This window comes from Streptomyces sp. NPDC020597 (genome assembly GCF_044335095.1).
Taxonomy (GTDB): Bacteria; Actinomycetota; Actinomycetes; order Streptomycetales; family Streptomycetaceae; genus Streptomyces.
The window spans coordinates 488,831-512,326 of the sequence record NZ_JBIRUL010000001.1 but is presented as its reverse complement, the minus strand read 5'-3'; the positions used below and the strand labels follow the sequence as shown (position 1 = coordinate 512,326).

Below are 23,496 nucleotides of genomic sequence, written 5' to 3'. Positions count from 1 at the left end.
CATGTGCTCCGACCAAGGTGCACCGATCAAGACGAAGGCCGTGAAGGTGAGTCTGCTGCCTGAAGCCGGTCCCGGGGAAGCGCTCGCGCAAGCGTCACGCTTCCGGGAGGACTTATTCGACTGCCTGACCAAGCGCGGGGACGAGCTGTTCGAGCTCGTGGACGCGTTGCTGTGCGCGGATGGCCCGGTGACGTCGCCAGTAGACCTGACGCTGGTGGCCGAGCACCGGCGTGGGCACGGCGCGATGTATGAGGCGTTGAACAGCGGGAATGTGGACGTGCCCCGGCTGCGGCAGGTGCTGGCCGGTCTGCCGATGCCGCGGGCCGCCGACGGGCGCCTGGTCCTGGCCGTCGACGTCAGCAACTGGCTCCGCCCCGACGCGCCGACCAGCGCGGACCGCCTGTTCTGCCATGTCTACGGCCGCAGTGGACGGTCCTCGGACCAGTTCATCCCCGGCTGGCCGTACTCCTTCGTCGCCGCCCTCGAATCAGGCCGGACGTCCTGGTGCCAGCTCCTGGACGCCGTCCGTCTCGGACCCGAGGACGACGTCGCCGAGGCCACCGCTGCCCAACTCCGCCGGGTGGTCACCGACCTCATCGAGATGGGCCGCTGGCACGTCGGCGACCGCAACATCCTCATCGTCTTCGACGCCGGCTACGACGCCCCGCGCATGGCCCACCTCCTCGACGGGCTCCCCGTCGAGGTCCTTGGACGCATGCGCTCGGACCGGGTGATGCGACGACCGAGGCCCTCGCTCAAGGAGTACGCCCTGGCCTATCCCCAGGGCGGGCGCCCGCCGAAGCACGGCAAGGAGTTCCGCTTCGCCAAGCCGGAGACCTGGGGCGAGCCGGACGCGGCAACCGTGCAGGTCACCGACCGGTATGGCACTGTCAGCGCAATGGCCTGGGACCGCATCCATCCCCGCCTGACCACCCGCTCCGCGTGGATCGACCACACCGGCGAACTCCCTGTCATCGAGGGCACGCTGATTCGCCTCCAGGTCGACCGCCTGCCCGGCGGAGGCGACCCGCTCCCCCTCTGGCTCTGGTCGTCCGCCACCGCCCTGAACAGCGAGGACGTCGACGTGCGCTGGCAGGCGTTCCTGCGCAGATTCGACATCGAACACCTCTTCAGGATGATGAAACAGACCCTCGGGTGGACCCGTCCGAAGCTGCGAACCCCCGAGGCCGGCGAGCGCTGGACCTGGCTGATCATCGCCGCGCACACCCAGATCCGTCTTCTGCGCGACGCCGCCGCCGACTTGCGGCGGCCGTGGGAGAAGCCCGCCGCGCCCGGCCGGCTCACCCCGGCCCGAGTCCGCCGAGGGTTTCGGAACCTCCGCCCACACCTCCACTGTCCGGCCCGTGCACCGAAACCCTCAACTCCCGGCCCTGGACGGCCACTTGGCTCGAAGAACCGGCGGCCCGCCACCCGCTACGACGTGGGCAAGACCGTGAAACGACCCGAGAGCATCACCGAACGAAACCGACTCAGACCTTAAAGAACAAGCTAATACTGGGTCTGGACGTGCTCCCAGAAGCCGTCCCGCAGCGAGCGCCGGAGGTCCGCCTGGCCGCGCAGCGAGTACTGCAGGATGCCCTCGGCCTCCACGAGGAGGTCCTGGTCGACGGAGCCGGGGAGGTAGGGGTGGCCCGGCAGCAGCTCGGCCAGGCTCTCCCTGCCCCGCGCCGCCAGCCACTTCGCCGCGATCTGCGCGCCGGCGAAGCGGACGGCCTCACGGGTGGGCCGGCTCGTGCCGGCCGCCTCGTAGGCCGCGGCGATGCGCCGCGCGACGTAGGGCTTGAAGAAGTCGAGGTCGAGGGTGCGCTGGCTGTCGACCTCCCAGAGCAGGGGTTCGGCCTGGTTGCGGCCTTCCGGCGCCTCGATGCCCCACAGGTGGACGCGGGCGCCGTACCCCTGCGCGGCCTCCACCGCCGAGACGAGGTCCTCGTCGCCGCCCAGCAGGGCCGCGTCGCTGATGGCCCGGTGCCGGGCCAGTGACTCGAGGTCGGAGCGGATCAGCGAATCGACGCCCTTCTGCTGGTTGTTGGCGTTGAGGTTGCCCAACCGCACCTTCACGTCGGGCAGTTCGGCGATGGACTGCTGCTCGGCGGTGTGGATGCGCCGCCGGGCGCCGTCGTACCAGTAGACCCTCAGCAGCCGGCTGTCGGCGAAGATCGAGCGGGCGCGGTCGATGAGCGCCTCGATCAGGCCCTCGGCGTCGAGGTCGAAGGCCCGGCGGTCCTCGGTCCCGGCCACCAGACGCCCCGCCGCCGCGTACAGGTACCCCGCGTCGACGAAGATCGCGTGGGTCGAGGGCGTCTTGGCTACCTCGGCGAGCATGCGGGTCAGCAGCTCGTTCGTGCGGTCGATGCGGTCGGCGAGGGCCGGGAGGTCGTCGTTCATCGCCTCCATTGTCCCGGTGGTCACGCTGCGAACACAACCGGTCCCGTTCAGTCGACCCAAGCTCCCTTACTCGCTAGTAATTAGTCGTTCGAAAAATTTCTTTAGCGTAGGGAATGTTTGTAACACGCATGCCGTTGACTCCCTACGTAACCAAGTAGTTCTCCTCAGGAGGATGACCAGACGAAGGGAGAAGCCATGCGCTTCGAAATCATGCGACTCGACGACGTCGACGGAACCCCCGTGGACAGCACCGTCGTGGACGCCGCCTCCGTCAACCGGATCGTTCAGCAGGCCGCCGCCATCGGGCAGCGGCTGTGGATCCGTCCGGCCGACCCCACGGCCTCGTAACAGCGCGGGTCCCCCTACAGACTTGCGAGCCCCCTACGGAACCTTCGTAGGGGGCTCTGCTCGTCCATGCGGGCGGTCAGCTCGCCCGGACGACCTGGGTGACGCCGTTGATGATCTGCTGCACGGCGATCGCGGAGAGCATCATGCCCGCCAGCCGGGTCACCAGCACCACGCCGCCGTCCTTGATGACCCGGATGATCAGCAGCGAGTACCGCATCACCAGCCACAGCACGACGTGGATGGCGAGGATGGCCGCCCAGACCGACGCCTGCGCCGCCACCCCGTCCGCCTTCTGCACCGCGAGGATGACCGACACGATGGCGCCGGGGCCGGCCAGCAACGGCATGCCCAGCGGGACGAGCGCGACGTTGACGTCCTTGGTCTGCTTCGGCTCGTCGGTCTTGCCGGTGAGCAGGTCGAGCGCGATCAGCAGGAGCAGCAGCCCGCCCGCGATCATCAGCGCGGGCACGGAGACGTGCAGGTAATCGAGGATCTGGTGCCCGAGGAGCCCGAAGACGGCGATCACGCCGCCCGCGACGCACACGGCCTGGAAGGCCATCCGCTTCTGCACCTTGCCGGGCCGTCCGGCGGTGAGCGCGAGGAAGATCGGGGTGATCCCGGGGGGATCCATGATGACGAAGAGGGTGAGGAAGAGGGAGCCGAAGACGGCGACGTCGAACATCAGTGCAGAGCCTTGCGAGGGGAGGGAGGGAAGGAAAGAAGGCAGGCGGCCGGAAGGGCGGACGGAAGGCGGGAGCGGTAGGGCGCGTCGGCCGGGTCAGGCTCCGCCGGTGCCCGGCACCGGGAACGCGCCCGTCGCCCGCCGGGTGATCTCCCCGTACACCTCGGGGTCGGTGGTGTACTCGCCGAGCACGCACGTCTTGCGGCTGCCGTGGTAGTCCGAGGAGCCGGTGACCAGCAGCCCCAGGTCCCCGGCCAGCCCGCGCAGCCGGGCGCGGGTCTGCGCGTCGTGGTCCATGTGGTCGACCTCGATGCCGTCGAGACCGGCGGCCGCCAGCTCGGCGATCACGGCCTCCGGCACCGTGTGCCCCCGCTTGCTCGCGCCCGGGTGCGCGAAGACGGTGACCCCGCCGGCCCCCTTGACCAGCCGGATCGCCTCGAAGGGGTCGGTCTCGTGCTTTCCGACGTGGGCCCGGCCGCCGTCGGCCAGCCAGTCCCCGGTGAAGGCGTCGTTCACGGTCGGCACGACGCCGAGCTCGACCAGGGCAGTGGCGACGTGCGGGCGCCCGACAGACCCCTCTCCCGCGATCCGCGCCACCTGTTCCCAGGTGACGGGCACGCCCAGGCCGTTCAGCCGGGCGATCATCGCGCGCGCCCGGGGCACCCGGTCGTCCCGCACCAGCTCGCGTTCGGCGAGCAGCGCGGGCTCCTCGGGGTCGAACAGGTAGGCCAGCATGTGCATGCTGATCCCGTCGACACGGCAGGAGAGCTCGGCGCCGGTGACGAGGGTGAGCCCCTCGGGCAGTGCGGCGACCGCCTCGGCGTGTCCGCGGGTGGTGTCGTGGTCGGTCAGCGCGACGACGTCCAGTCCGGCTGCGGCGGCGCCTCGCACCAGCTCGGCCGGGGTGTCCGTGCCGTCCGAGGCCGTGGAGTGGCAGTGCAGATCGATGCGCACGACACGGACTCCAGACGGGGACGTACGGAAGGGGACGCCCCAGCATAGCCGGAAATCAGACCGGCCCTGTCACACCCGAAACCCCCTGGCGCCCCCTACACGTGCCGGGCGTTACGGCTCGAGGAGGCGCGGCGACAGCGCCCCGCAGGGCACCAGCTCCACCTCCGCCCCCGCGTCCCGCAGATCCGTCAGCACCAGCTCGTCGTACATGAGCAGTCCGGACTGCTCGGGCCACACCACCGCCCACAGCCACAGCCCCCGTGCCTCGCCCGCGAAGACCGCGCGGTCGTCGGGGGTGGCCGAGACGTGCCACAGCGGAGTGGGCCGGCCGGCGGCGAGCAGCTTGGCCTGTGCGGGCTTCTCGACGCTCATGTACGGGCCCGGGTCCGGCCCGTCGACGCCGGCATAGCGCGCGCCCAGGCCGACGCCGAGCTCCTCGGCGACCAGGATCAGCTCGCCCATGCCGCCGAGCGGTCCGGGCCCGGAGCAGGCAACCGCTGTGGCGCGGCCACCGCTGCGGTCGTCGCCCGCGTAGGTCACACCCGTGAAGAGCCAGCCGACCGGCAGCGGCCAGGGCATCCACACCGGCACCTGGGTGCGGTGCACGACGACACTGAGCGCCTCGACGCTGGGCGGGATCACAGGCTGCAGCGGATGGACCGTCCCGTGCACATCGCACTGCCAGGAATCGGCGAAGAGTCCGGGAGCCCTGACCCGGCCACCACACTTCGGGCAACTGGGTTCGCCCCTCATAGAGCCCCACGGTCCTACCCGAGCACGTCCACGTCAAGGACGATCACCCGTCCGGACCGAACCGATTGCACTCCAGCGATGTGCATGTAACTTGCATTTATTAGCCGCTCTAACTTACTGTGTGCATATACCAACCATCTCGGAAGGGTGAGACGCACCATGGACCCATTCGACGCGGGAGCCGGAAGCATCCTGCGGCAGCCGAAGGCGGTGTGGGCGACCGCCGGCGCGTCGGTCGTCGCCTTCATGGGCATCGGCCTGGTCGACCCGATCCTGCCGTCCATCGCCCAGGGCCTGGACGCCACGGCCGGACAGGTCTCCCTGCTCTTCACCTCGTACTTCCTGATCACCGCGATCGCGATGCTGGTCACCGGCTTCGTCTCCAGCCGCATCGGCGGCCGCCGGACGCTGCTGTCCGGGCTCGCCCTGGTCGTCGTCTTCGCCGGCCTCGCGGGCACCTCGGACTCGGTCGGGCAGCTCGTCGGCTACCGCGCCGGCTGGGGACTGGGCAACGCCCTCTTCGTCTCCACCGCGCTCGCCGTGATCGTCGGCGCGGCGGCCGGCGGCAGCGCGGCCGCCATCCTGCTGTACGAATCCGCACTCGGCCTCGGCATGGCCTGCGGACCGCTGCTCGGCGCGCTGCTCGGCGACGCCAGCTGGCGCTACCCGTTCTTCGGCACCGCGTTCCTGATGGCGATCGGCTTCCTGTGCATCACGGCGTTCCTGAAGGAACAGCCGAAGCCGGCCCGCAGGACCTCGCTGCTGGACCCGCTCAGGGCGCTCGGCCACGGCGGTCTCGCCTCCGTCGCCGCCTCGGCATTCTTCTACAACTACACGTTCTTCACCGTGCTGGCCTTCACCCCCTTCGTGCTGGACATGACCCCCTACAAGTCGGGAGCGGTGTTCTTCGCCTGGGGTGTGCTGCTCGCGGTCTTCTCGGTGCTCGTCGCCCCGCGACTGCAGAAGCGGTTCGGCTCGCCGAAGGTGCTCGGCGGCTCGCTGCTGCTGCTCGCCGCCGACGTGCTCGTCCTCGGCTACGGCGACCACGCCACGGCGATCGTCTGCACGATCCTGTCGGGTGCGTTCATCGGCGTGAACAACACCGTCTACACGGAGTTGGCACTCGGCGTGTCGGACGCCCCGCGCCCGGTGGCGAGCGCCGGGTACAACTTCGTGCGGTGGTTCGCGGCCGCGGCGGCGCCCTACTTCGCGCCGAAGATCGAGGAGTGGACCGACATCCACATGCCGTTCACGGTGGCGGCGGTGACGGCGGTGCTCGGCGCGCTCGTGGTCGTCGTCCGGCGCAGGGCGCTCACCGCAGAGGCGCGTGCACTCGAGCCGCGGCACGCGACGGAGGACGGAGTCGCGGTCTTCGCCGGCTGACCTCTCGGCGCCGGCATCGCCAACCGGCGGACGTCGGGCTCATGTTGGTGACGTTCCTCACGGAGCGTCAGTCGAGCGGCACGGACCTGCGGGACGGATCCCGCAGGTCCGTGCCGTTCGTCAGCCAGCGCTCCTGAAGGGCCTGGGCGCCGTGCACGCGCTTCCAGGCGGCCTCGTTCGGGGTCATGGGGAGCAGCGGCAGGAAGCGGACCGGGTCGAGGGGCTCGCCGAGGTCCAGGTCCTCGACCAGACCGCCCGGCTCGGCGACCAGGACCGAGGTGAAGGGAGCGCCGGGCCACAGCGGCCCGCCCACGTCGAGCGACGCGCCAGGAGCCACCACCACACCCTCGACCTGCGGGGACGCGGCGAGCACGGCGAGCGGACGGAGCACCTTGTCCGTGTCGGCGTCACCCGGGCGGACGGACAGGAGCAGTTCGGCTCGCGGGCCCTTCACCGGATCCGCGAGCACCGCCGTGGGGTCGCTCATCGGCTGCGCGGACATGCCTAGCGTGGCGTAGCGGACGATGTCGCCCTCACGGAAACGCAGCACCTCGACACGGTCGGCGCCGAGGAAGGTGACCGCCGCGCGGGCGTCCGGCTCACCCAGCGCCGTGCGCAAACGGGCGTCCACCAGAGGAAGAACATCAGCCATGCGGCGAGCATAGAACTCGTCAGTGCGCGGCAAAGCAGCACCTTGACACTTCGGTCGACTGCTACTCTGGCCCGGTGGTTCGGGGCAGCACGCCGAAGCGTCGCGATCTTGCCCCGACGCAGACGAGACTCCCTTACGAGGGACCGGCTGGAGGAGGTGGGGCTGTCATGGATCGAAGTCACCCGTGCAGTACCACTCGCTCTTCCAACCGCTGACGCAACTGCTCTGGCCTCTTCGCCTCCGGCTGGTCGCCGACTCTCGCGCTCATCTTCCCGTGGAAGAGCACTTCGTTTCGTTTTGCCTGATCTGTCTGATCTGAATCAGTAGCGAAGCTCGCCACCGCGACGGAGCGGTGCTCCCCGCTTTGTGGACGTGCCAAACCTTCCCAGCCTCGACGGCCGGGGAGACGTCAAGTCAGGACGTCCCCATTCCGGGCAGTTCCACCCGTCGTGGCGGTCTTTCTTTGCTCGTCGCGAAGGAGCCTGCCATGTCGATGATCCGCGACCTCCGTGCCGTCGTCCGCCCCGCCCGCCCCTCCCTGCGCAAGGGGGGCGGGCGTACCGACGGCGGCGCCTACGACACCACCCGCGACCCCGGCACGCCGTCGGCCGTCGTCGACTGCGCCGTCTACCGCGACGGCGCCCGCGTCATGTTCGCCCAGGCCCCGAGCCCGCAGGAGGCCATGCGTCAGGTGCGGCGCGACGGGGGCTTCGTCTGGATCGGCCTGCACGAGCCGACCGAGGCCGAATTCGCGGGCATCGCCGCCGAGTTCGGGCTGCACCCGCTGGCCGTGGAGGACGCGGTGCAGGCCCACCAGCGGCCCAAGCTGGAGCGTTACGACGACTCCCTCTTCACCGTCTTCAAGACCATCCACTACATCGAGCACGACCGGCTGACGGCCAACAGCGAGGTCGTCGAGACCGGTGAGGTCATGTGCTTCACCGGCAAGGACTTCTTCATCACCGTCCGGCACGGCGGCCAGGGCTCCCTGCGCGCACTGCGCCACCGCCTCCAGGACGACCCCGAACTGCTCGCCAAGGGCCCCTCGGCGGTGCTGCACGCCATCGCCGACCACGTGGTCGACGGCTACATCGCGGTCGCGGACGCCGTGCAGGACGACATCGACGAGGTCGAGACGGAGGTGTTCTCGCCCGGCCGCAAAGGCGCCCCGCGCGGCACGGACGCCGGGCGGATCTACCAACTCAAGCGTGAGGTCCTGGAGTTCAAGCGCGCGGTGTCGCCGCTACTGCGTCCCATGCAGCTGCTGAGCGAGCGGCCGATGCGGCTGGTCGACCCCGACATCCAGAAGTACTTCCGCGACGTCGCCGACCACCTGGCCCGGGTCCAGGAGCAGGTGATCGGCTTCGACGAACTGCTCAACTCGATCCTCCAGGCCAATCTCGCGCAGGCGTCCGTCGCACAGAACGAGGACATGCGCAAGATCACCTCCTGGGCCGCGATCATCGCCGTGCCGACGATGGTCTGCGGGGTGTACGGCATGAACTTCGACTACATGCCGGAACTGCACTGGAAGTACGGCTACCCCGTGGTCATGTCGGCCATGGTGGCGCTGTGTGTGGGCATCCACCGCACCCTCAAGCGCAACGGCTGGCTCTGAGGGACGCCGGGCTAGGCTTTCGCCATGACTAGCGAGCTGATCGGCCGGGACCACGGGGACCGGGGCCTCGTCGAGGACGCCCTCGCCGAGCGGGCACTCGTCGAGGAGGCCACCAAGAAGTCCGGCCTCGTCTGGGTCCGGGGAGCCGGCGAGACCGCGGCGCGTGCGCTGTGGCACGTGTGGCACGAGGGCGCCGCCTGTCTGGTCGGCGACGGGCCGGGCGAACAGCCGCTGCCGGGGCTCGTCGAGGGCGGTTCGGCCGAGGTCACCGTGCGCAGCAAGGACAAGGGCGGCCGGCTGGTCTCCTGGACGGCGCGGATCGTCGGGCTCGCGCCCGGCTCCGAGGCGTGGGAGGCGACCGTCGCCGAGCTCAAGGGAAAGCGACTGAACGCGCCCGACGGCGAGGCCATGACGGAGCGTTGGGCCCGGGAGTGCCGGGTGCTGCGGCTGGAGCCCGCCGGCGGCACGACGCCGCTGCCCGACGGGGACCTCGCCGCGGCGCCCGTCCCCACCCCGGCCACGACACGCGAGGCGGCGCCGGCCGCGCTCCCGAAGCTGCTGCTGAGGAAGCGCAGACGGAAGTAGGCCTGCGACGGGACTACGACGTCGGGAGCTGCTTTCCGTAGTCCACCGTCTCGCCCTTCGCCGGCTCCCGGAGGGCGAAGTCCTTGCCCCAGGCCGAGAAGGTCAGCGTGCCCGCCCCGCCGGCGCGTGCCAGGCGCAGCGGGTACGGCTTGCCCTCCAGCGACACGTCCAGCGTGCCGCCGGAGCCGCCGTCGCCGGTGATGCGGACCGTGCGGACGCCGGACTGCTCGTGGTGGCCGTCGGTGTCCAGCGAGCCGTGCAGCGTCAGCAGACCGTCGAGCAGGAGGTTCTTGTCCGTGAAGCCGCTGAACTTCTTGTACGACGGATCGCCCGTCGGCACCTTCACGTACTTGCCGTCGAGCTTCTCCCCGGCGGCGGCGCCCTTGCCGTCGTCGGACGCGGCGTCCTCGTGCTTCCAGAACGCCGCGTCGGCCTTCAGGAACAGCTGCTCGCCGACCCGCAGCAGGTGGAAGGTGGCCCCCTCGGCGGTGACCGAGCCGGTTGCGCCGTCGGCCTTCAGGCGCATGTCGAGCTTGTACGTGCGCCCGCTGGTGACCACGTTCCCCGACAGGCGCACCGCGTCGACCGAGCCCGCGGCCGTCTTCGTCCTCGCCTGGATCTCCTGGGCGGGGAGTCTGCCCACCCCGTTCGTGCCCGCGTCCGGATCCTCACTGCATCCCGTCAGTCCCAGACCCACGACCAGCGCGCACAGCGCGCTCACCAGCGGGACCCGGCGCGCACGGTTCTGGGGCATCGCAGTCACAGGGGGAGTCGCCTTTCCGCGGGGGTGTGCCGAGCGGCGTACGGCAGCGTACCGGGGTCGCGGAGCACCGGCGGAGCCAGTCCGTCCGGACCGCCCACCAGGGCGTATCCGATCGGGACGGGCTAGCCTGAAGCCCGCACGAGCGGGCATTCGGGAGAAGTGCCTCACCCGTGACCACGCGAGGGGCCGCTCCGTGGAGACAACCGTGGAGAGGCCCGTGAAGCAGTCTGCAGAGAAGGAGGTGCGGTGATGGCAGCGGGCGCCCCGCGGATCTTCGTCTCGCACCTCTCCGGCATCCCCGTCTTCGATCCGAACGGCGACCAGGTGGGCCGGGTGCGTGACCTCGTCGTCGTGCTGCGCGTGGGCCGGCGGCCGCCCCGGGTGCTCGGACTGGTCGTCGAACTGTCCACACGGCGGCGCATCTTCCTGCCCATGACCCGGGTCACCGGCATCGAGTCCGGACAGGTCATCACCACCGGCGTGCTCAACGTCCGGCGCTTCGAGCAGCGGCCGACCGAGCGGCTGGCCTTCGGGGAGTTGCTCGACCGGCGTGTGACGCTCGTCGAGACCGGCGAGGAGGTCAGCGTCCTCGACGTGTCGGTGCAGCAGCTGCCGGCCCGCCGGGACTGGGAGATCGACCGGGTCTTCGTCCGCAAGGGCAAGAAGGCGAGCGCCTTCCGGCGGGCGAAGGGCGAGACGCTGACCGTGGAATGGTCGGCGGTCACCGGGTTCTCGCTGGAGGAGCACGGGCAGGGCGCGGAGAGCCTGCTGGCCACCTTCGAGCAGCTTCGCCCCGCCGACCTCGCCAACGTCCTGCACCACCTGTCGCCGAAGCGGCGCGCGGAGGTGGCCGCGGCCCTCGACGACGACCGCCTCGCAGACGTCCTCGAGGAGCTCCCGGAGGACGACCAGATCGAGATCCTCGGCAAGCTGAAGGAGGAGCGCGCCGCGGACGTCCTGGAGGCCATGGATCCCGACGACGCGGCCGACCTGCTGTCCGAGCTCCCGGAGCGGGACCAGGAGCGGCTGCTGAGTCTGATGGAGCCGGCGGACGCGGCCGACATGCGGCGTCTGATGGCCTACGAGGAGCACACCGCGGGCGGGCTGATGACCACCGAGCCCATCGTCCTGCGGCCGGACGCCACCGTCGCGGACGCCCTCGCGCGCGTGCGCAACCGCGACCTCTCCCCCGCGCTGGCCGCGCAGGTCTACGTCTGCCGCCCGCCCGACGAGACGCCGACCGGCAAGTACCTCGGCACGGTCCACTTCCAGCGGCTGCTGCGCGACCCTCCGTACACCCTGGTCAGCTCGATCCTCGATGACGATCTGCAGGCGCTGGCGCCGGACGCGGCGCTGCCGGTCGTCGCCGGGTTCTTCGCGACGTACGACATGGTCGCGGCCCCCGTCGTCGACGACGCGGGCTCGCTGCTGGGCGCGGTGACGGTGGACGACGTCCTGGACCACCTGCTGCCCGAGGACTGGCGGGAGACGGAGTTCCACCTCGACGAGAGCGCGACGGCCGAGGAGGTGGGTCCGCATGACTCCTGAGCGCGAGAGCGGCGGACGCGCCGAGCGCACCCCGGCCGGCGCCACGGCGTCCAGCCGCCACCGGCCGCGGCTGGACCAGCCGCGGCCGCCCCGGCACCGGATCCTGCCCGAGTGGGACCCGGAGGCCTTCGGGCGGCTGTCGGAGCGCATCGCGCGCTTCCTGGGCACCGGGCGGTTCATCGTCTGGATGACGATCGTCATCATCGTGTGGGTCCTGTGGAACATCTTCGCGCCGCGCGACCTGCGCTTCGACAACTACCCGTTCATCTTCCTGACCCTGATGCTGTCGCTCCAGGCCTCCTACGCGGCCCCGCTGATCCTGCTCGCGCAGAACCGGCAGGACGACCGTGACCGGGTCAACCTGGAGCAGGACCGCAAGCAGAACGAGCGGTCCATCGCCGACACCGAGTACCTGACCCGCGAGATCGCCGCCCTGCGCATCGGTCTCGGCGAGGTCGCCACCCGGGACTGGATCCGCTCCGAGCTCCAGGACATGGTCAAGGAGCTGGAGGAACGGCGGGACGGGCGTCACGAACACGCCGTATTCCCGGCAGAACGGCCGCGGGGACGTGACGTAGACGACCGGTGACGGGCTTACCGGGGCCACCTCGCCTCGCCGTACCATCGTGCTTATGGCTAGCGAAGACGCGGTGCGCGAGGCACTGGCGACGGTGAACGACCCCGAGATCAACCGGCCCATCACCGAGCTCGGGATGGTGAAGTCGGTGGAGATCGGTGCGGACGGGGCGGTCGCGGTCACCGTGTACCTGACGGTCTCCGGCTGTCCGATGCGCGAGACGATCACGCAACGTGTCACGGACGCGGTCTCGGCGGTGGAGGGCGTCACCCGCGTCGACGTCACCCTCGACGTGATGAGCGACGAGCAGCGCAAGGAGCTGGCGAACGCCCTGCGCGGCGGCCAGACCGAGCGCGAGGTCCCCTTCGCCAAGCCGGGCTCGCTGACCCGCGTGTACGCGGTGGCGTCCGGCAAGGGCGGCGTCGGCAAGTCGTCGGTGACGGTGAACCTCGCGGCGGCGATGGCGGCCGACGGCCTGAAGGTGGGCGTCGTCGACGCCGACATCTACGGCCACAGCGTGCCGCGCATGCTGGGCGCGGACGGCCGTCCCACCCAGGTCGAGAACATGATCATGCCGCCGTCCGCGAACGGCGTGAAGGTCATCTCCATCGGCATGTTCACCCCGGGCAACGCCCCGGTCGTCTGGCGCGGACCGATGCTGCACCGCGCGCTTCAGCAGTTCCTCGCGGACGTCTACTGGGGCGACCTGGACGTGCTGCTGCTCGACCTTCCGCCGGGTACCGGCGACATCGCGATCTCGGTCGCCCAGCTGGTCCCCAACGCCGAGATCCTGGTCGTCACGACCCCGCAGCAGGCGGCGGCCGAGGTCGCCGAGCGGGCCGGGTCCATCGCGGTGCAGACCCACCAGAAGATCGTCGGCGTGGTCGAGAACATGTCCGGCCTGCCCTGCCCGCACTGCGGGGAGATGGTCGACGTCTTCGGCACGGGCGGCGGACAGTCGGTGGCCGAGGGGCTGACCCGCACGACCGGCGCCACCGTCCCGGTGCTCGGCTCCATCCCGATCGACGTCCGGCTGCGCGAGGGCGGCGACGAGGGCAAGCCGGTCGTCCTGACCGACCCCGGGTCTCCGGCGGGTTCCGCGCTGCGGGCCATCGCGGGCAAGCTCGGCGGCAGGCAGCGCGGTCTGTCGGGACTGTCGCTGGGGATCACCCCGAGGAACAAGTTCTAGGGCGGGTCCGCACCGCGGCGTCCGCCCGCCCGTGAGCCGTGCGCTCAGGGGCATCGCGTCCATGAGGGTGCCCTCCGCTCGGGGGGCACCCTTTCGCCGTGTCCGGGCGTACGCGCCGGTGTCTAGGCGTACTCGGCGATGTCCTTGACGGCGGAGAAGCCGAGGCCGTACGCGCTCATGCCGCGTCCGTACGCCCCCAGATGCACCCCGCTCTCGGTGGAACCGGCCAGCACCCAGCCGAACTCTGACTCGCGGTAGTGGAACGGGGTCGGCACGCCGTCGACCGGCAGGGAGAGCGTCGACCAGTCCGGCCCCGAGAGGTCGTCCGCGAGGACCCACGCCGTCTCGGTCTGCTGGTCCAGCCAGTCGTCGCGCAGGCTGTGGTCCATCTGGCCGGGCCAGGTGAACGACAGCAGGCCCACGCCCGCCAGCCAGGCCGCCGAGGACACGGAGGTGGCCTCGAGCACACCGGTGCCGTCCGGGCTGCGCCGGACCGGATTCGCGGCGACGGTCACGACGACCGCGAACTTCCCGCGGTCCTCGCCGGCCGTCTCGTGCCGCACGGAGGGCTCGTCGCCGTGCCCGACGGAACCGTGCTCGACGGCCCCGTCGGCCGCCGTGCCCACCTGCATCAGCCAGCGCGGCCCCGTGAAGGCCTCGTCGAGGCCGTACCAGGGAAAGGGCGCCTCCAGATAGCCGTCGACCGTACGCCGGACGGAGGGGACCTGTGGTCCGCCCTCCGCGGCCGGCGTCTGCGCGACTGCCCGACTCGTCGTCTCCATCTGCCCGGACGCCTCCTCGTTCTCCACGGAACGACCGGCCCGCCCCCCTTCGGGCGTACTCGTCCGCTCCGCACAACAACCAGGCAGCATAGCCACCCCGCCCCCGGCTGCCGGGAATCCACCCGGCGCGTGCGGCGTGCGCCCCCTCACACCGGGGGGCTCGCGTGGCTCAGGTGGCGTCCGCGTCGAAGGGCGGGCGGTCGTCGCCGCCCGGCTCCTCGGGCTTCTTGGTCATGTCGACGCGACCGCCCCCGGACGTGGAGGAGGACGGCGAGGACGACCCCGATCCGGCGGCGTCCGTGTCACGGCTGTGGACCGCGTCCGTGACCTCGGCCATCTCCTTCTTCAGGTCGAAGCCGTTGCGGATCTCCTTCAGCCCCAGCTCGTCGTTGTCCAGCTGCTTGCGGATGAACGTCTTGGGGTTGAGGTCCTCGAACTCGAAGTCCTTGAACTCCGGCCCCAGCTCGCTGCGGATGTCCGCCTTGGCGCTCTCGGAGAACTCGCGGATCTTCCGGACGGTGCGCATCACGTCCTGGATGACCTTCGGGAGCTTGTCCGGACCGAAGACGAGCACGGCCAGGACGATGATCGTCACCAGCTCGAGCGGTCCTATGTCATTGAACACCTGAAGCTCCTTGCGATGTCCGCGGTCCTCGGTCCTCGGGCCCTCAGTGGTCAGTTCGGGTCTTCCGTGGTCCGGGCGGGTCCACGGTACCTGTCACACCAGTCGAACCGGTACTGTCCCGGAGCCTCGGCGTGCATGTACGCGGCCGGTTTTCCGCGATGTTTGCCATGTCGGACCACTTTCGCGACCCCGCCTGTGACGTTTCCGTCAAACGCCGGCCGCGTCGCCGTACGCGGGCCGGAAGCGGCGCGTCAGCCGCCTCCGGACGAGCCGAGGACCAGCGTGACGGTGCGCTCGGCGCCGTCGCGCAGGACCGTCAGCCGCAGACGGTCGCCGGGGCGGTGGGCGCGGGTCCTGGCGATCAGCTCCTGGCCGGAGTGGACGCGTTGCCCGTCGACCTCGGTGACGACGTCACCGGCCCGCAGGCCGGCCTTGGCGCCGGGGCCGCCGGCGGTGACCGCGGAGCCTCCGTCACCGGCCTTCGCGCTGATCCGGGCGCCGTCGCCCGCGTACTGCAGGTCGAGGCTGATGCCGATGATCGGGTGGGTCGCCCTGCCGTTGTTGATCAGCTCCTCGGCGACCCGCTTTCCCTGGTTGATCGGGATGGCGAAGCCGAGGCCGATCGAACCGGACTGCGCGTTGCCGGCGCCGACGCCGTCGGCGGCGGAGCGGATCGCGGAGTTGATGCCGATGACGTGGCCCTGCGCGTCGAGGAGCGGCCCGCCCGAGTTGCCGGGGTTGATCGGCGCGTCGGTCTGCAGGGCGTCGACGTACGACACGTCGCCGGCGTCCCTGCCGTCGCCGCCGGACGTGATGGGCCGTTCCTTGGCGCTGATGATGCCGGAGGTGACGGTGCCCTCGAGGTCGAAGGGGGCGCCGATGGCGACGACCGGATCGCCGACCCGCACGTTGTCGGAGTTGCCGAGGTACAGGGGCTTCAGCCCCTTCACCCCGGTCACCCGCACCACGGCGAGGTCGTATCCGGTGTCCCGGCCGACGACCTCGGCCTTGGCGGTCTGGCCGCCGTTGAAGACGACGGTTATCCCGCCGTCGCTCCCGGCCGGCTCGACGACGTGGTTGTTGGTGAGGATGTAGCCGAGCGAGTCGAGCACGAAGCCGGTGCCGGTGCCGCCTTCCTCGCTGCCGCTGACGTGCAGGGTGACGACGCTGGGCAGGGCGCGGGCGGCGATCCCGGCCACGCTGTCCGCGGACCGCCCGGCGGGCTCGGCGGACGCCTGCGGCAGCCGGACCGGGTCCAGTCCGCCGTTGCGCTCGAGATACACGCCCACGGCTCCGCCGAGCACGCCGGACACCAACGCGACGGCGAGGGCGCCGCCCACCAGCTGGCTGCGCACCCACCGCCGCCGCTCCCCCGCGGCCAGGGCCCCGGCCTCGCTGTGCTGCCACGGCCCGCCGGGCACACGCGTCCCGCGCGACGACGCGGCGGCCCACGGGTCGTAGCGCCGCCAGGGGTCGGGGGCGGCGTCCTCCGCGGTCGCGTCGGACCGGTCGGACGGGGCCGACCCGGCTCCGTCCGCGGAGGCGGGGGGATACCCGAGGTCGCCGGGGGCCGCGGGCCCCGCGCTGTGACCGGAGTCCGACGCGGACCCGGCGCCGGGAGCGGCCGCCGCTGCCGCATCCGCGGCCGACGGACACGGCCCCGTACCGGCCTGCGCCGGAACGGCCGACGGCGGAGCGGCTTGCCCCGGACCGGCCGACGGCGGAGCGGCCTGATGCGCGGCCGCCGGGGCCGACGGGGCCGACGGGGCCGACGGGGCCGACGGGGCCGACGGCGGGACGGTCGCGACGGCCGGGTGCTGGACGGGGGGCGCCGGTGCCCAGGGGCCCGGTTCGCCGTACGGCGGGGTGCTGTACGGGTCGGGGTCGTGCAACGGCTTGGGACGCTCGACGGCAACCGGCTCCGGCGCCACGGGAGCGATGACGCCGCGCACGGCAGCGGTCTCCGGCGAGCCCGCCCCGCCAGGCGCCTCGTCGAAGGCGCCGGCGTCCTCGTGGACGATGCCGCCCGCGCCGGGCGCACCGGAGGCCCCGTCGGCCAGGGCGTCCGCGCGCGGCCCGGCGTCGGCCACGGCCGCCTCGCCGGGAACCACGTCGGCCGGACCGGCACCCGTCCCCGACGAGCCCACCCCAGCGACGACCTCGTGGGCGGCGCCGGGCGCGTCGGCGGAGGTGTCCCCGTCCGGCGCGGCGGGTGACGCGTCGGCGGGATCGGTCGCATGGGGCGGGGCGGCTTCGTCGGGGGCGGGGGCCACCGGGGCGACGGGGCGGGCCAGTTCGAAATCGCCGTCCGGGGTGGGCGACGAAGTCACGGGCGCGCCGTCGGAGTCGTCCGCGGTGCGCCGGTCTCCCGTGGCTTCCTGTGGTCGAGGCCGGCTCCACCACTTCGCCTTCGTGGGCTTCCCCTCGTCCATGCTCTCCCCACCCGCGCACTCCGCCTTCGCGTCCGGCTGCCTGACCGGACGCGGTCGTCCCTGGATTCAACCAGGTTCACGGCACAGTGGCGCGGGCCCTGCTCAGCGAGCGTCGCGCAGGAAGGGCGAGGGGGAGGGAGCGGAGGAGGTGTCGGGGCTGGGTGCGGCGAACAGACCGATACCGGTGACCGCAGGTGCGGGGCTCCAGGCGGTCAGCGAGATCGGCGGGGTCGTGCCGAGCGGACGTATCAGCGGGGACATCGCCGCGGCCCCGGCCACCATGGGGGTGGTGAGCCGGTGCAGGACCTGGTCGGAGCGGCCGCCGGCCGGAGCCGGAATGCCGGGCAGCAGCGGAGCGGAGGCGCCGGTCGGGGCCGCCGGGGCGTCGCCGAGCTGACCGCCCTGGGAGAGCAGGGGGCCCGCGCTGCGGCGACGCTGGTTCTCCGAAGCCGCCGAGGAGCCCGTGCCCGGAGTGCGGGCCGGGGTCACATTGCTTCCGGAGCCCGCTCCGGCACGGCCGTCCGCGTTCGTGTCGACCGGGGCGACGGTGGTCATGCCGCCGAGGGCGATCGCGGCGAGCGACACCGCGCCGGCGGCGACGAAGGCGAACCGCATGCCGCGGGAGCGCTCGGAGTCATGGCGTTCGCCACGGCCCAGCGGGTGGATGCGGAAGCCCCGGTCCGACGCCGGGGAGAGCACGGAGCCGTGGTCGCGGGCCGGTACGTAGCCGAACTCGAACGGCTCGTCCCGGCGCGTCCCTCTCACTCCGAAGACCCCGTCGGCGAAGCCGCCGCCGGGCGGCGTGCCGCCGGAGTCCGGATCGCCTCCCCCGGGGAGCCCCTGCAGACGGGCCAGAAAGCTCTCGGAGGGGGTGGGCGGCGCGACTTCCGCGAAGACGTTCTTCAGCCGGCGCTGCGCGTCGACCTCCGACTTGCACTTGGAACAGGTCGCCACGTGCGCCAGCACGCGCTCACGGGTGTCATGACCGAGCTCGCCGTCCACCAGGGCCGAGAGCCGGTCTCCGAGATGCTGCTCCGCGAGGAGCCTCTCGGCTGCGTCGTGTCGGGATCCACTCACGCGGTAGCGCCCCCTCCTCCCAGAGCGGGCACGCGCGCCACGAGCGGACGGCGTCCGGCGCGCGCCTCCGGCGAGCGGTGCGCGAGGGCCTTGCGCAGCTGGGAACGGCCGCGGTGGATGCGCGAGCGGACGGTGCCCAGCTTGACGCCCAGGGTCGCGGCGATCTCCTCGTAGGACAGGCCCTCGATGTCGCAGAGCACGACGGCGGCGCGGAACTCGGGCGCGAGGGTGTCGAGGGCCTGCTGGACGTCCGCGTCGAAGTGGGCGTCGTTGAAGAGCTGTTGAGGGGTGGGCTCCTTGCTGGGCAGCCGCTCGGCCGCGTCGTCGCCCAGCGCGTCGAAACGGATGCGCTGCTTGCGGCGGACCATGTCGAGGAAGAGGTTGGTCGTGATGCGGTGCAGCCAGCCCTCGAAGGTGCCCGGCGTGTACGTCGACAGGGAGCGGAAGACGCGGACGAAGACTTCCTGGGTGAGATCCTCGGCGTCGTGCTGGTTGCCGGTCAGCCGGTAGGCGAGCCGGTAGACCCGGCCGCTGTGCATGCTGACGATCTCCTCCCACGTGGGCGGAGTCCACGCCTGCCCGTCCGCGTCGGTGGTGAAGGTCGCGGTCTGGGCTTGTCCGGCGGCGGCGCCGGCGTGGCTGTGGTCAGCAGCGGTGTCGTTCACGGATTTCGGCCTGCCCGCCGACCCGAGAAAGCGCCGCAGCACTCCTCCCCGATCCACAGGCGCGGCCGCACCTCCCCTGTCGGCTCTGGTGGTGTCCAGTGGAGCCCCTACCATAGCCACCTCGCCCGTTAGCTCCGGATAAGCGGTTTTACGAGAGATTGATGTGCGCTGACCGGGCTCGTACGGCTGCATCAGCGCCTGGTCGGCGCCCGGTCCCTCATCGTGATCCAACTGTGTCCCCCCGTCGTCGTTCCCACCCCTTCAAACGTCCGGTCCCATCTGCGGGTTCCCGGCGGCAACGGATACAGTCACGCCGAGGCAACCACGGGGACAGGAGAGGGTCATTACCGGCAACCGGCAGGCAAGCTGGGCGTTCGCCGACGCCTATGCCGCCGAGGACGAAGCGCTGCGCTGGGCCCGCGACCGGGCCCGTGAGGCAGGGCTGCGCTCGGTGTCGCCCAGCACGGGCGCCGCGCTGCGGATGCTCGCCGCCGCCGTGGACGCGAAGGCGGTCGCCGAGATCGGCACCGGCACCGGCGTCTCCGGGATCCACCTGCTGTACGGGATGCGCCCGGACGGCGTCCTGACGACCGTCGACCCCGAGCCGGAGCACCAGCAGTTCGCCCGGACGGCCTTCCGGGCCTGCGGCTTCGCCAGCAACCGGGCCCGCTTCATCCCGGGCCGCGCGCTCGACGTGCTGCCCCGCCTCGCGGACGCGGGCTACGACCTCGTCTTCTGCGACGGCGACCGTCTGGAGCTGCAGGAGTACCTCGCTGAATCGTTGCGCCTGCTCCGCCCGGGCGGCCTGGTGGCCTTCGAGGGCGTGTTCGCCAACGGGCGCACGGTCGATTCGGGACCGCAGCCGACCGAGGTCATACGCATCCGGGAGCTGCTGCGGGCGGTGCGGGAGAGCCAGGAGCTCGTGCCCTCGCTGCTGCCGGTCGGCGACGGACTGCTGTGCGCGGTCAAGCGCTGACGACGCCGGCCGCGGCGACGGTCCGCGGACCGCGCCCGAACGGCTGACGGGGACCTCGAAAGGCGTGGAGAGACGACTGCTCCGGCGCCCAGAAGGGACGCCGGAGCGGTCGAAGAGAATTGGGTCGCTTGCGCGTCAGCCGACGACCTTCTTCAGGGCGTCGCCGAGCGCGTCGGCCTCGTCAGGGGTCAGCTCGACGACGAGCCGCCCGCCGCCTTCGAGCGGAACGCGCATGACGATGCCCCGCCCCTCCTTGGTCACCTCGAGCGGGCCATCACCCGTTCGCGGCTTCATGGCCGCCATGCTCGTTCCCCTTCCTGAAACCAGCTCATCGCCAAAGCCGACGGCCCGTGGAGGGCAGCCGCGATCCAGCGTGGGACACGCGACACCGGCATCGAACACATTGCTTCCCAGCCATTATCCCGCATCTCAGGACCCGATGACCAACATCAGTCGGCATCGCTTGGGCAACGCGCGCGAGCAAAACCACTCAATTCGGCGATGTGACTGCGATACTGCGCCACCGCACGGACTTCCGCGCACCGGAAATCGTCCCGATTTCTTTGACGCAGGTCACACGTCGCGTCCGGTCGGCGGACGGTGATCTCCGCCATGCTGTCCTCGTACACCGGACGTACTGACGAGTAATGCGTCGAAGCCGCGACGCGGAGGGGAAACGCCATGGCCGACACCGTGCTCTACGAGGTGAGCGACGGGCTCGCGACGATCACGCTCAACCGCCCCGAGGCGATGAACGCGCTGAACGTGGCGGCGAAGGTCGCCCTCCGGGACGCGGTCCGGTCCGCGGCGGCCGACGACGCCGTGCGGGCCGTCCTGCTGACCGCCGCCGGCGAGCGGGCGTTCTGCGTGGGGCAGGACCTGAAGGAGCACATCGGGCTGCTGGCCGCGGGCTCGGGGGAGGTCATGAGCACGGTCAGGGAGCACTACAACCCGATCGTGCGGGCCCTGACGGAGGCCCCGAAGCCCGTGGTCGCCGCCGTGAACGGGGTCGCCGCCGGCGCGGGCCTCGGGTTCGCGCTGGCCGCGGACTACCGCATCGTGGCCGACACGGCGTCCTTCAACACCTCGTTCGCCGGGGTGGCGCTGACCGCCGACTCCGGCGTGTCGTGGACCCTGCCCCGGGTCATCGGGCCGGGCCGGGCCGCCGACCTGCTGCTCTTCCCGCGCAGCATCACGGCCAAGGAGGCGTACGAGCTGGGCATCGCCAACCGGGTCGTTCCGGCGGCCTCGCTGCAGACCGCGGCCGAGCAGCTGGCGCGGATGCTGGCCGAGGGACCGACGGTGGCGTACGCGGCGCTCAAGGAGGCGATGGCGTACGGGTTCGCGCACTCGCTGTCCGAGACGCTGGACAAGGAGGACGAACTGCAGACCCGGGCGGGGGCGTCCGAGGACCACGCGATCGCGGTGCGGGCGTTCGTCGAGAAGGGAACGCCGAAGTACCTGGGCCGGTGAACCCCGGGGGCGACGCCGCGGGCTGCCTCAGCCGACCCTGCTGACGCAGTCCTCCAGGTGGTCGTCCACCAGGCCGCACGCCTGCATCAGCGCGTACGCCGTCGTGGGCCCGACGAACCGCAGGCCGCGCTTCTTGAGGGCCTTGGACAGGGCCGTCGACTCGTCGGTGACCGCGGGCACGTCCGCGAGGGTCTTCGGGACCGGGCGGCCGGCCCGGTCCGGGGCGTGGGACCAGATCAGCTCGTCCAGGTCGCCGGGCGCCCAGCCGGCGAGCACGCGCGCGTTGGCGACCGTGGCGTCGATCTTCGCGCGGTTGCGGATGATGCCGGGGTCGGCGAGGAGACGGGCGCGGTCCTCGTCGGTGAAGACGGCGACCGAGGCGATCTTGAAATCGGCGAAGGCGGTGCGGAAGCCCGGGCGGCGGCGCAGGATCGTGATCCAGGACAGGCCGGACTGGAAGGCCTCCAGGCTGAGGCGTTCGAACAGCGCGTCGTCGCCGTGGACGGGGCGGCCCCACTCCTCGTCGTGGTAGGTCACGTAGTCGGGCGTGGACAGCGCCCAGGGGCAGCGCAGCGCCCCGTCCGCGCCCGCGAGGGCGCCGCCGTCGCTCACCTCTGGTCCTCCGGGCCCTGCTTCTCCATCGACACGCGGGTCGCGGCCGGGCGGGCCTGCGCGCCGGCCAGCGCGGACTCGAGGTCGGCGATGCGGGCGTCCCGCTCGGCGAGCTCGGCGGCGAGGCGGTTGAGGGCGTCGTCCACGTCCGTCATGCGGTAGCCGCGGGCGGCGAGGGGGAAGCGCAGGCGGTCGACGTCGGACCGGTCGAGCGGGCGGTCCGGGGGCAGCGGGTCGTGCAGCCGCTCGGGGGCGACCTCCGGCAGCGGGCCGGTGCCCTCTCCGCCGCCCAGCACGGCGAGGGTCACCGCGGCGACCACCACGGCGAGCGCGATGACCAGGAACAAGAACATAACCATCGGTGGGCCCCCACGCTCGGTGTGCTCGGTGTGGATGTGTGCGGGTCCGATCGTGCCATGCGGGTCCGGCGGCTAGGGTCGCAGGCGGTGGTTGTGCAGGACGTTCGAGGAGAGGTCACAGGGGATGCTCAGGCTGGGCAGGCGTGAATTCGGCGCGCACGAGCCGGTGATCATGGCGATCGTGAACCGGACCCCGGACTCCTTCTACGACCAGGGTGCGACGTTCCTCGACGAGCCGGCCCTCGCTCGCGTGGAGCAGGCGGTGTCGGAGGGCGCGGCCATCATCGACGTCGGCGGGGTGAAGGCCGGCCCGGGTGAAGAGGTGACGGCGCGGGAGGAGGTCCGGCGGACCGTCGGCTTCGTGGCCGAGGTGCGGCGGCGCTTCCCGGACGTGGTGATCAGCGTGGACACCTGGCGGGCCGAGGTCGGCGAGGCGGTCTGCGAGGCCGGCGCCGACGTCCTGAACGACGCGTGGGGCGGCGTGGATCCGGGGCTGGCGGAGGTCGCGGCCCGGTACGGGGCGGGGCTGGTGTGCACGCACGCGGGCGGTGCGCAGCCGCGGACGCGTCCGCACCGGGTGACCTACGACGACGTGATGGCCGACATCCTGCGGGTGACGCTGGGGCTGGCGGAGCGGGCCGCGGGGCTGGGGGTGCCGCGGGAGTCGATCATGATCGATCCCGGGCACGACTTCGGGAAGAACACCCGGCACAGCCTGGAGGCGACCCGGCGGCTCGGCGAGATGGTGGAGACGGGCTGGCCGGTGCTGGTCTCCCTGTCCAACAAGGACTTCGTCGGGGAGACGCTGGACCGGCCGGTGAAGGAGCGGGTGGTGGGCACCCTGGCGACGACGGCGGTGTCGGCGTGGCTGGGGGCGCAGGTGTACCGGGTGCACGAGGTGGCGGAGACGCGGCAGGTGCTGGACATGGTCGCCGCCATCGCAGGGCATCGGGCGCCGGCGGTGGCGCGGCGGGGGCTCGCGTAGCCCTCCGCGCCGCCCTCCCGTCCGGCGGCCGTCCCCCGTCCGGGAGTTCCCC

The 23,496-nt window shown here is 71.8% G+C and carries 25 protein-coding genes; 11 read left to right on the top strand and 14 right to left on the bottom strand.

All coding sequences use genetic code 11. The features are described from left to right. The first annotated feature begins 46 nt into the window (after positions 1 to 46). Positions 47 to 1,501, top strand: coding sequence for an NF041680 family putative transposase (locus tag ACH4ZA_RS02440; protein WP_398427830.1), 1,455 nt, complete (start codon positions 47 to 49; stop codon positions 1,499 to 1,501). Between the two features lie 8 nt (positions 1,502 to 1,509). Here ACH4ZA_RS02440 and ACH4ZA_RS02435 read toward each other — a convergent pair whose 3' ends face one another. Further along, positions 1,510 to 2,406: an NYN domain-containing protein gene (locus ACH4ZA_RS02435; RefSeq protein ID WP_398427643.1), complete on the bottom strand. Its 897-nt coding sequence runs from the start codon at positions 2,404 to 2,406 to the stop codon at positions 1,510 to 1,512. A 195-nt stretch (positions 2,407 to 2,601) separates the two neighbouring features. Here ACH4ZA_RS02435 and ACH4ZA_RS02430 point away from each other — a divergent pair, with 195 nt between their 5' ends. Next, the gene (locus ACH4ZA_RS02430; protein WP_107105381.1) at positions 2,602 to 2,754 is read left to right on the top strand and encodes a hypothetical protein; all 153 of its coding nucleotides are present in this window, start codon (positions 2,602 to 2,604) and stop codon (positions 2,752 to 2,754) included. Positions 2,755 to 2,830: 76 nt separating this feature from the next. Here the strand turns inward: ACH4ZA_RS02430 and ACH4ZA_RS02425 are convergent, their stop codons facing one another. From ACH4ZA_RS02425 to ACH4ZA_RS02415, 3 genes are all read right to left on the bottom strand, one after another. Then, positions 2,831 to 3,436: a MarC family protein gene (locus tag ACH4ZA_RS02425; protein ID WP_319281071.1), complete on the bottom strand. Its 606-nt coding sequence runs from the start codon at positions 3,434 to 3,436 to the stop codon at positions 2,831 to 2,833. Positions 3,437 to 3,532: 96 nt separating this feature from the next. Continuing rightward, entirely contained in the window at positions 3,533 to 4,390 is an 858-nt protein-coding gene (locus ACH4ZA_RS02420; RefSeq protein WP_398427642.1) for a PHP domain-containing protein, read from the bottom strand. A 111-nt stretch (positions 4,391 to 4,501) separates the two neighbouring features. Next, positions 4,502 to 5,143 (bottom strand): DUF6758 family protein, encoded by a 642-nt coding sequence (locus ACH4ZA_RS02415; protein WP_319281075.1) that lies wholly within the window; start codon positions 5,141 to 5,143, stop codon positions 4,502 to 4,504. Positions 5,144 to 5,302: 159 nt separating this feature from the next. On the opposite strand from ACH4ZA_RS02415, the gene ACH4ZA_RS02410 reads away from it, so the two are divergent. Further along, positions 5,303 to 6,526: an MFS transporter gene (locus ACH4ZA_RS02410; protein WP_398427640.1), complete on the top strand. Its 1,224-nt coding sequence runs from the start codon at positions 5,303 to 5,305 to the stop codon at positions 6,524 to 6,526. A gap of 67 nt (positions 6,527 to 6,593) precedes the next feature. Here the strand turns inward: ACH4ZA_RS02410 and ACH4ZA_RS02405 are convergent, their stop codons facing one another. Further along, a complete protein-coding gene (locus ACH4ZA_RS02405; protein WP_319281079.1) occupies positions 6,594 to 7,178 on the bottom strand; it encodes a suppressor of fused domain protein in 585 nt (194 codons plus the stop codon). A gap of 487 nt (positions 7,179 to 7,665) precedes the next feature. Here ACH4ZA_RS02405 and ACH4ZA_RS02400 point away from each other — a divergent pair, with 487 nt between their 5' ends. Both ACH4ZA_RS02400 and ACH4ZA_RS02395 read left to right on the top strand, forming a co-directional pair. Continuing rightward, the gene (locus ACH4ZA_RS02400; RefSeq protein WP_319281081.1) at positions 7,666 to 8,796 is read left to right on the top strand and encodes a magnesium and cobalt transport protein CorA; all 1,131 of its coding nucleotides are present in this window, start codon (positions 7,666 to 7,668) and stop codon (positions 8,794 to 8,796) included. A gap of 24 nt (positions 8,797 to 8,820) precedes the next feature. Further along, entirely contained in the window at positions 8,821 to 9,381 is a 561-nt protein-coding gene (locus tag ACH4ZA_RS02395) for a hypothetical protein (protein ID WP_319281083.1), read from the top strand. Between the two features lie 13 nt (positions 9,382 to 9,394). On the opposite strand, the gene ACH4ZA_RS02390 is transcribed toward ACH4ZA_RS02395, so the two are convergent. Then, the gene (locus ACH4ZA_RS02390) at positions 9,395 to 10,144 is read right to left on the bottom strand and encodes a hypothetical protein (protein ID WP_319281085.1); all 750 of its coding nucleotides are present in this window, start codon (positions 10,142 to 10,144) and stop codon (positions 9,395 to 9,397) included. 249 nt (positions 10,145 to 10,393) lie between these two features. Between ACH4ZA_RS02390 and ACH4ZA_RS02385 the strand changes: the two genes are divergently transcribed. From ACH4ZA_RS02385 to ACH4ZA_RS02375, 3 genes are read left to right on the top strand one after another with little or no spacing between them, the layout of a single operon-like run. Beyond that, positions 10,394 to 11,692, top strand: a complete 1,299-nt coding sequence (locus ACH4ZA_RS02385; protein ID WP_319281087.1) for a magnesium transporter MgtE N-terminal domain-containing protein — start codon at positions 10,394 to 10,396, stop codon at positions 11,690 to 11,692. Beyond that, complete coding sequence (locus ACH4ZA_RS02380; protein WP_319281090.1) at positions 11,682 to 12,281, top strand: DUF1003 domain-containing protein; 600 nt, start codon at positions 11,682 to 11,684, stop codon at positions 12,279 to 12,281. The genes ACH4ZA_RS02385 and ACH4ZA_RS02380 overlap by 11 nt, the downstream gene beginning before the upstream one ends. A 43-nt stretch (positions 12,282 to 12,324) precedes the next feature. Continuing rightward, positions 12,325 to 13,458 carry an Mrp/NBP35 family ATP-binding protein gene (locus ACH4ZA_RS02375; RefSeq protein WP_319281093.1) on the top strand — a complete coding sequence of 378 codons (1,134 nt, stop codon included), beginning with the start codon at positions 12,325 to 12,327 and terminating at the stop codon, positions 13,456 to 13,458. A 122-nt stretch (positions 13,459 to 13,580) separates the two neighbouring features. Here ACH4ZA_RS02375 and ACH4ZA_RS02370 read toward each other — a convergent pair whose 3' ends face one another. From ACH4ZA_RS02370 to sigE, 5 genes are all read right to left on the bottom strand, one after another. After that, positions 13,581 to 14,240 (bottom strand): hypothetical protein, encoded by a 660-nt coding sequence (locus ACH4ZA_RS02370; RefSeq protein WP_319281096.1) that lies wholly within the window; start codon positions 14,238 to 14,240, stop codon positions 13,581 to 13,583. A 169-nt stretch (positions 14,241 to 14,409) separates the two neighbouring features. Further along, entirely contained in the window at positions 14,410 to 14,865 is a 456-nt protein-coding gene (locus tag ACH4ZA_RS02365) for a sec-independent translocase (RefSeq protein ID WP_319281098.1), read from the bottom strand. 251 nt (positions 14,866 to 15,116) lie between these two features. Further along, positions 15,117 to 17,297, bottom strand: coding sequence for a trypsin-like peptidase domain-containing protein (locus tag ACH4ZA_RS02360; RefSeq protein ID WP_398427638.1), 2,181 nt, complete (start codon positions 17,295 to 17,297; stop codon positions 15,117 to 15,119). A gap of 102 nt (positions 17,298 to 17,399) precedes the next feature. Beyond that, positions 17,400 to 18,374, bottom strand: coding sequence for a zf-HC2 domain-containing protein (locus ACH4ZA_RS02355; RefSeq protein ID WP_398427637.1), 975 nt, complete (start codon positions 18,372 to 18,374; stop codon positions 17,400 to 17,402). After that, positions 18,371 to 19,081: an RNA polymerase sigma factor SigE gene (sigE, locus tag ACH4ZA_RS02350; protein WP_107442050.1), complete on the bottom strand. Its 711-nt coding sequence runs from the start codon at positions 19,079 to 19,081 to the stop codon at positions 18,371 to 18,373. Before sigE ends, ACH4ZA_RS02355 begins: the two co-directional genes overlap by 4 nt. Positions 19,082 to 19,316: 235 nt before the next feature. Between sigE and ACH4ZA_RS02345 the strand changes: the two genes are divergently transcribed. Beyond that, positions 19,317 to 20,015 (top strand): O-methyltransferase, encoded by a 699-nt coding sequence (locus ACH4ZA_RS02345; RefSeq protein WP_319188785.1) that lies wholly within the window; start codon positions 19,317 to 19,319, stop codon positions 20,013 to 20,015. Positions 20,016 to 20,150: 135 nt separating this feature from the next. On the opposite strand, the gene ACH4ZA_RS02340 is transcribed toward ACH4ZA_RS02345, so the two are convergent. Then, entirely contained in the window at positions 20,151 to 20,318 is a 168-nt protein-coding gene (locus ACH4ZA_RS02340; RefSeq protein WP_003966491.1) for a DUF3117 domain-containing protein, read from the bottom strand. A 378-nt stretch (positions 20,319 to 20,696) separates the two neighbouring features. Here ACH4ZA_RS02340 and ACH4ZA_RS02335 point away from each other — a divergent pair, with 378 nt between their 5' ends. Next, complete coding sequence (locus tag ACH4ZA_RS02335; protein WP_319281105.1) at positions 20,697 to 21,488, top strand: enoyl-CoA hydratase-related protein; 792 nt, start codon at positions 20,697 to 20,699, stop codon at positions 21,486 to 21,488. A 27-nt stretch (positions 21,489 to 21,515) separates the two neighbouring features. On the opposite strand, the gene ACH4ZA_RS02330 is transcribed toward ACH4ZA_RS02335, so the two are convergent. Further along, positions 21,516 to 22,100 carry a DNA-3-methyladenine glycosylase I gene (locus tag ACH4ZA_RS02330; RefSeq protein WP_319281108.1) on the bottom strand — a complete coding sequence of 195 codons (585 nt, stop codon included), beginning with the start codon at positions 22,098 to 22,100 and terminating at the stop codon, positions 21,516 to 21,518. Then, positions 22,097 to 22,459: a DivIVA domain-containing protein gene (locus ACH4ZA_RS02325; RefSeq protein ID WP_398427635.1), complete on the bottom strand. Its 363-nt coding sequence runs from the start codon at positions 22,457 to 22,459 to the stop codon at positions 22,097 to 22,099. Before ACH4ZA_RS02325 ends, ACH4ZA_RS02330 begins: the two co-directional genes overlap by 4 nt. Before the next feature lie 124 nt (positions 22,460 to 22,583). On the opposite strand from ACH4ZA_RS02325, the gene folP reads away from it, so the two are divergent. Further along, the gene (gene folP / locus ACH4ZA_RS02320) at positions 22,584 to 23,444 is read left to right on the top strand and encodes a dihydropteroate synthase (RefSeq protein WP_319281111.1); all 861 of its coding nucleotides are present in this window, start codon (positions 22,584 to 22,586) and stop codon (positions 23,442 to 23,444) included. Positions 23,445 to 23,496: the final 52 nt, after the last annotated feature.

Excerpts from the sequence above, each read along its gene's own strand:
- ACH4ZA_RS02435 (WP_398427643.1), bottom strand. The coding sequence starts at position 2,406 with ATGAACGACGACCTCCCGGCCCTCGCCGACCGCATCGACCGCACGAAC.
- ACH4ZA_RS02430 (WP_107105381.1), top strand. The coding sequence starts at position 2,602 with ATGCGCTTCGAAATCATGCGACTCGACGACGTCGACGGAACCCCCGTG.
- ACH4ZA_RS02425 (WP_319281071.1), bottom strand. The coding sequence starts at position 3,436 with ATGTTCGACGTCGCCGTCTTCGGCTCCCTCTTCCTCACCCTCTTCGTC.
- ACH4ZA_RS02415 (WP_319281075.1), bottom strand. The coding sequence starts at position 5,143 with ATGAGGGGCGAACCCAGTTGCCCGAAGTGTGGTGGCCGGGTCAGGGCT.
- ACH4ZA_RS02410 (WP_398427640.1), top strand. The coding sequence starts at position 5,303 with ATGGACCCATTCGACGCGGGAGCCGGAAGCATCCTGCGGCAGCCGAAG.
- ACH4ZA_RS02405 (WP_319281079.1), bottom strand. The coding sequence starts at position 7,178 with ATGGCTGATGTTCTTCCTCTGGTGGACGCCCGTTTGCGCACGGCGCTG.
- ACH4ZA_RS02400 (WP_319281081.1), top strand. The coding sequence starts at position 7,666 with ATGTCGATGATCCGCGACCTCCGTGCCGTCGTCCGCCCCGCCCGCCCC.
- ACH4ZA_RS02395 (WP_319281083.1), top strand. The coding sequence starts at position 8,821 with ATGACTAGCGAGCTGATCGGCCGGGACCACGGGGACCGGGGCCTCGTC.
- ACH4ZA_RS02385 (WP_319281087.1), top strand. The coding sequence starts at position 10,394 with ATGGCAGCGGGCGCCCCGCGGATCTTCGTCTCGCACCTCTCCGGCATC.
- ACH4ZA_RS02380 (WP_319281090.1), top strand. The coding sequence starts at position 11,682 with ATGACTCCTGAGCGCGAGAGCGGCGGACGCGCCGAGCGCACCCCGGCC.
- ACH4ZA_RS02375 (WP_319281093.1), top strand. The coding sequence starts at position 12,325 with ATGGCTAGCGAAGACGCGGTGCGCGAGGCACTGGCGACGGTGAACGAC.
- ACH4ZA_RS02370 (WP_319281096.1), bottom strand. The coding sequence starts at position 14,240 with ATGGAGACGACGAGTCGGGCAGTCGCGCAGACGCCGGCCGCGGAGGGC.
- ACH4ZA_RS02360 (WP_398427638.1), bottom strand. The coding sequence starts at position 17,297 with ATGGACGAGGGGAAGCCCACGAAGGCGAAGTGGTGGAGCCGGCCTCGA.
- ACH4ZA_RS02340 (WP_003966491.1), bottom strand. The coding sequence starts at position 20,318 with ATGGCGGCCATGAAGCCGCGAACGGGTGATGGCCCGCTCGAGGTGACC.
- ACH4ZA_RS02335 (WP_319281105.1), top strand. The coding sequence starts at position 20,697 with ATGGCCGACACCGTGCTCTACGAGGTGAGCGACGGGCTCGCGACGATC.
- ACH4ZA_RS02325 (WP_398427635.1), bottom strand. The coding sequence starts at position 22,459 with ATGGTTATGTTCTTGTTCCTGGTCATCGCGCTCGCCGTGGTGGTCGCC.
- folP (WP_319281111.1), top strand. The coding sequence starts at position 22,584 with ATGCTCAGGCTGGGCAGGCGTGAATTCGGCGCGCACGAGCCGGTGATC.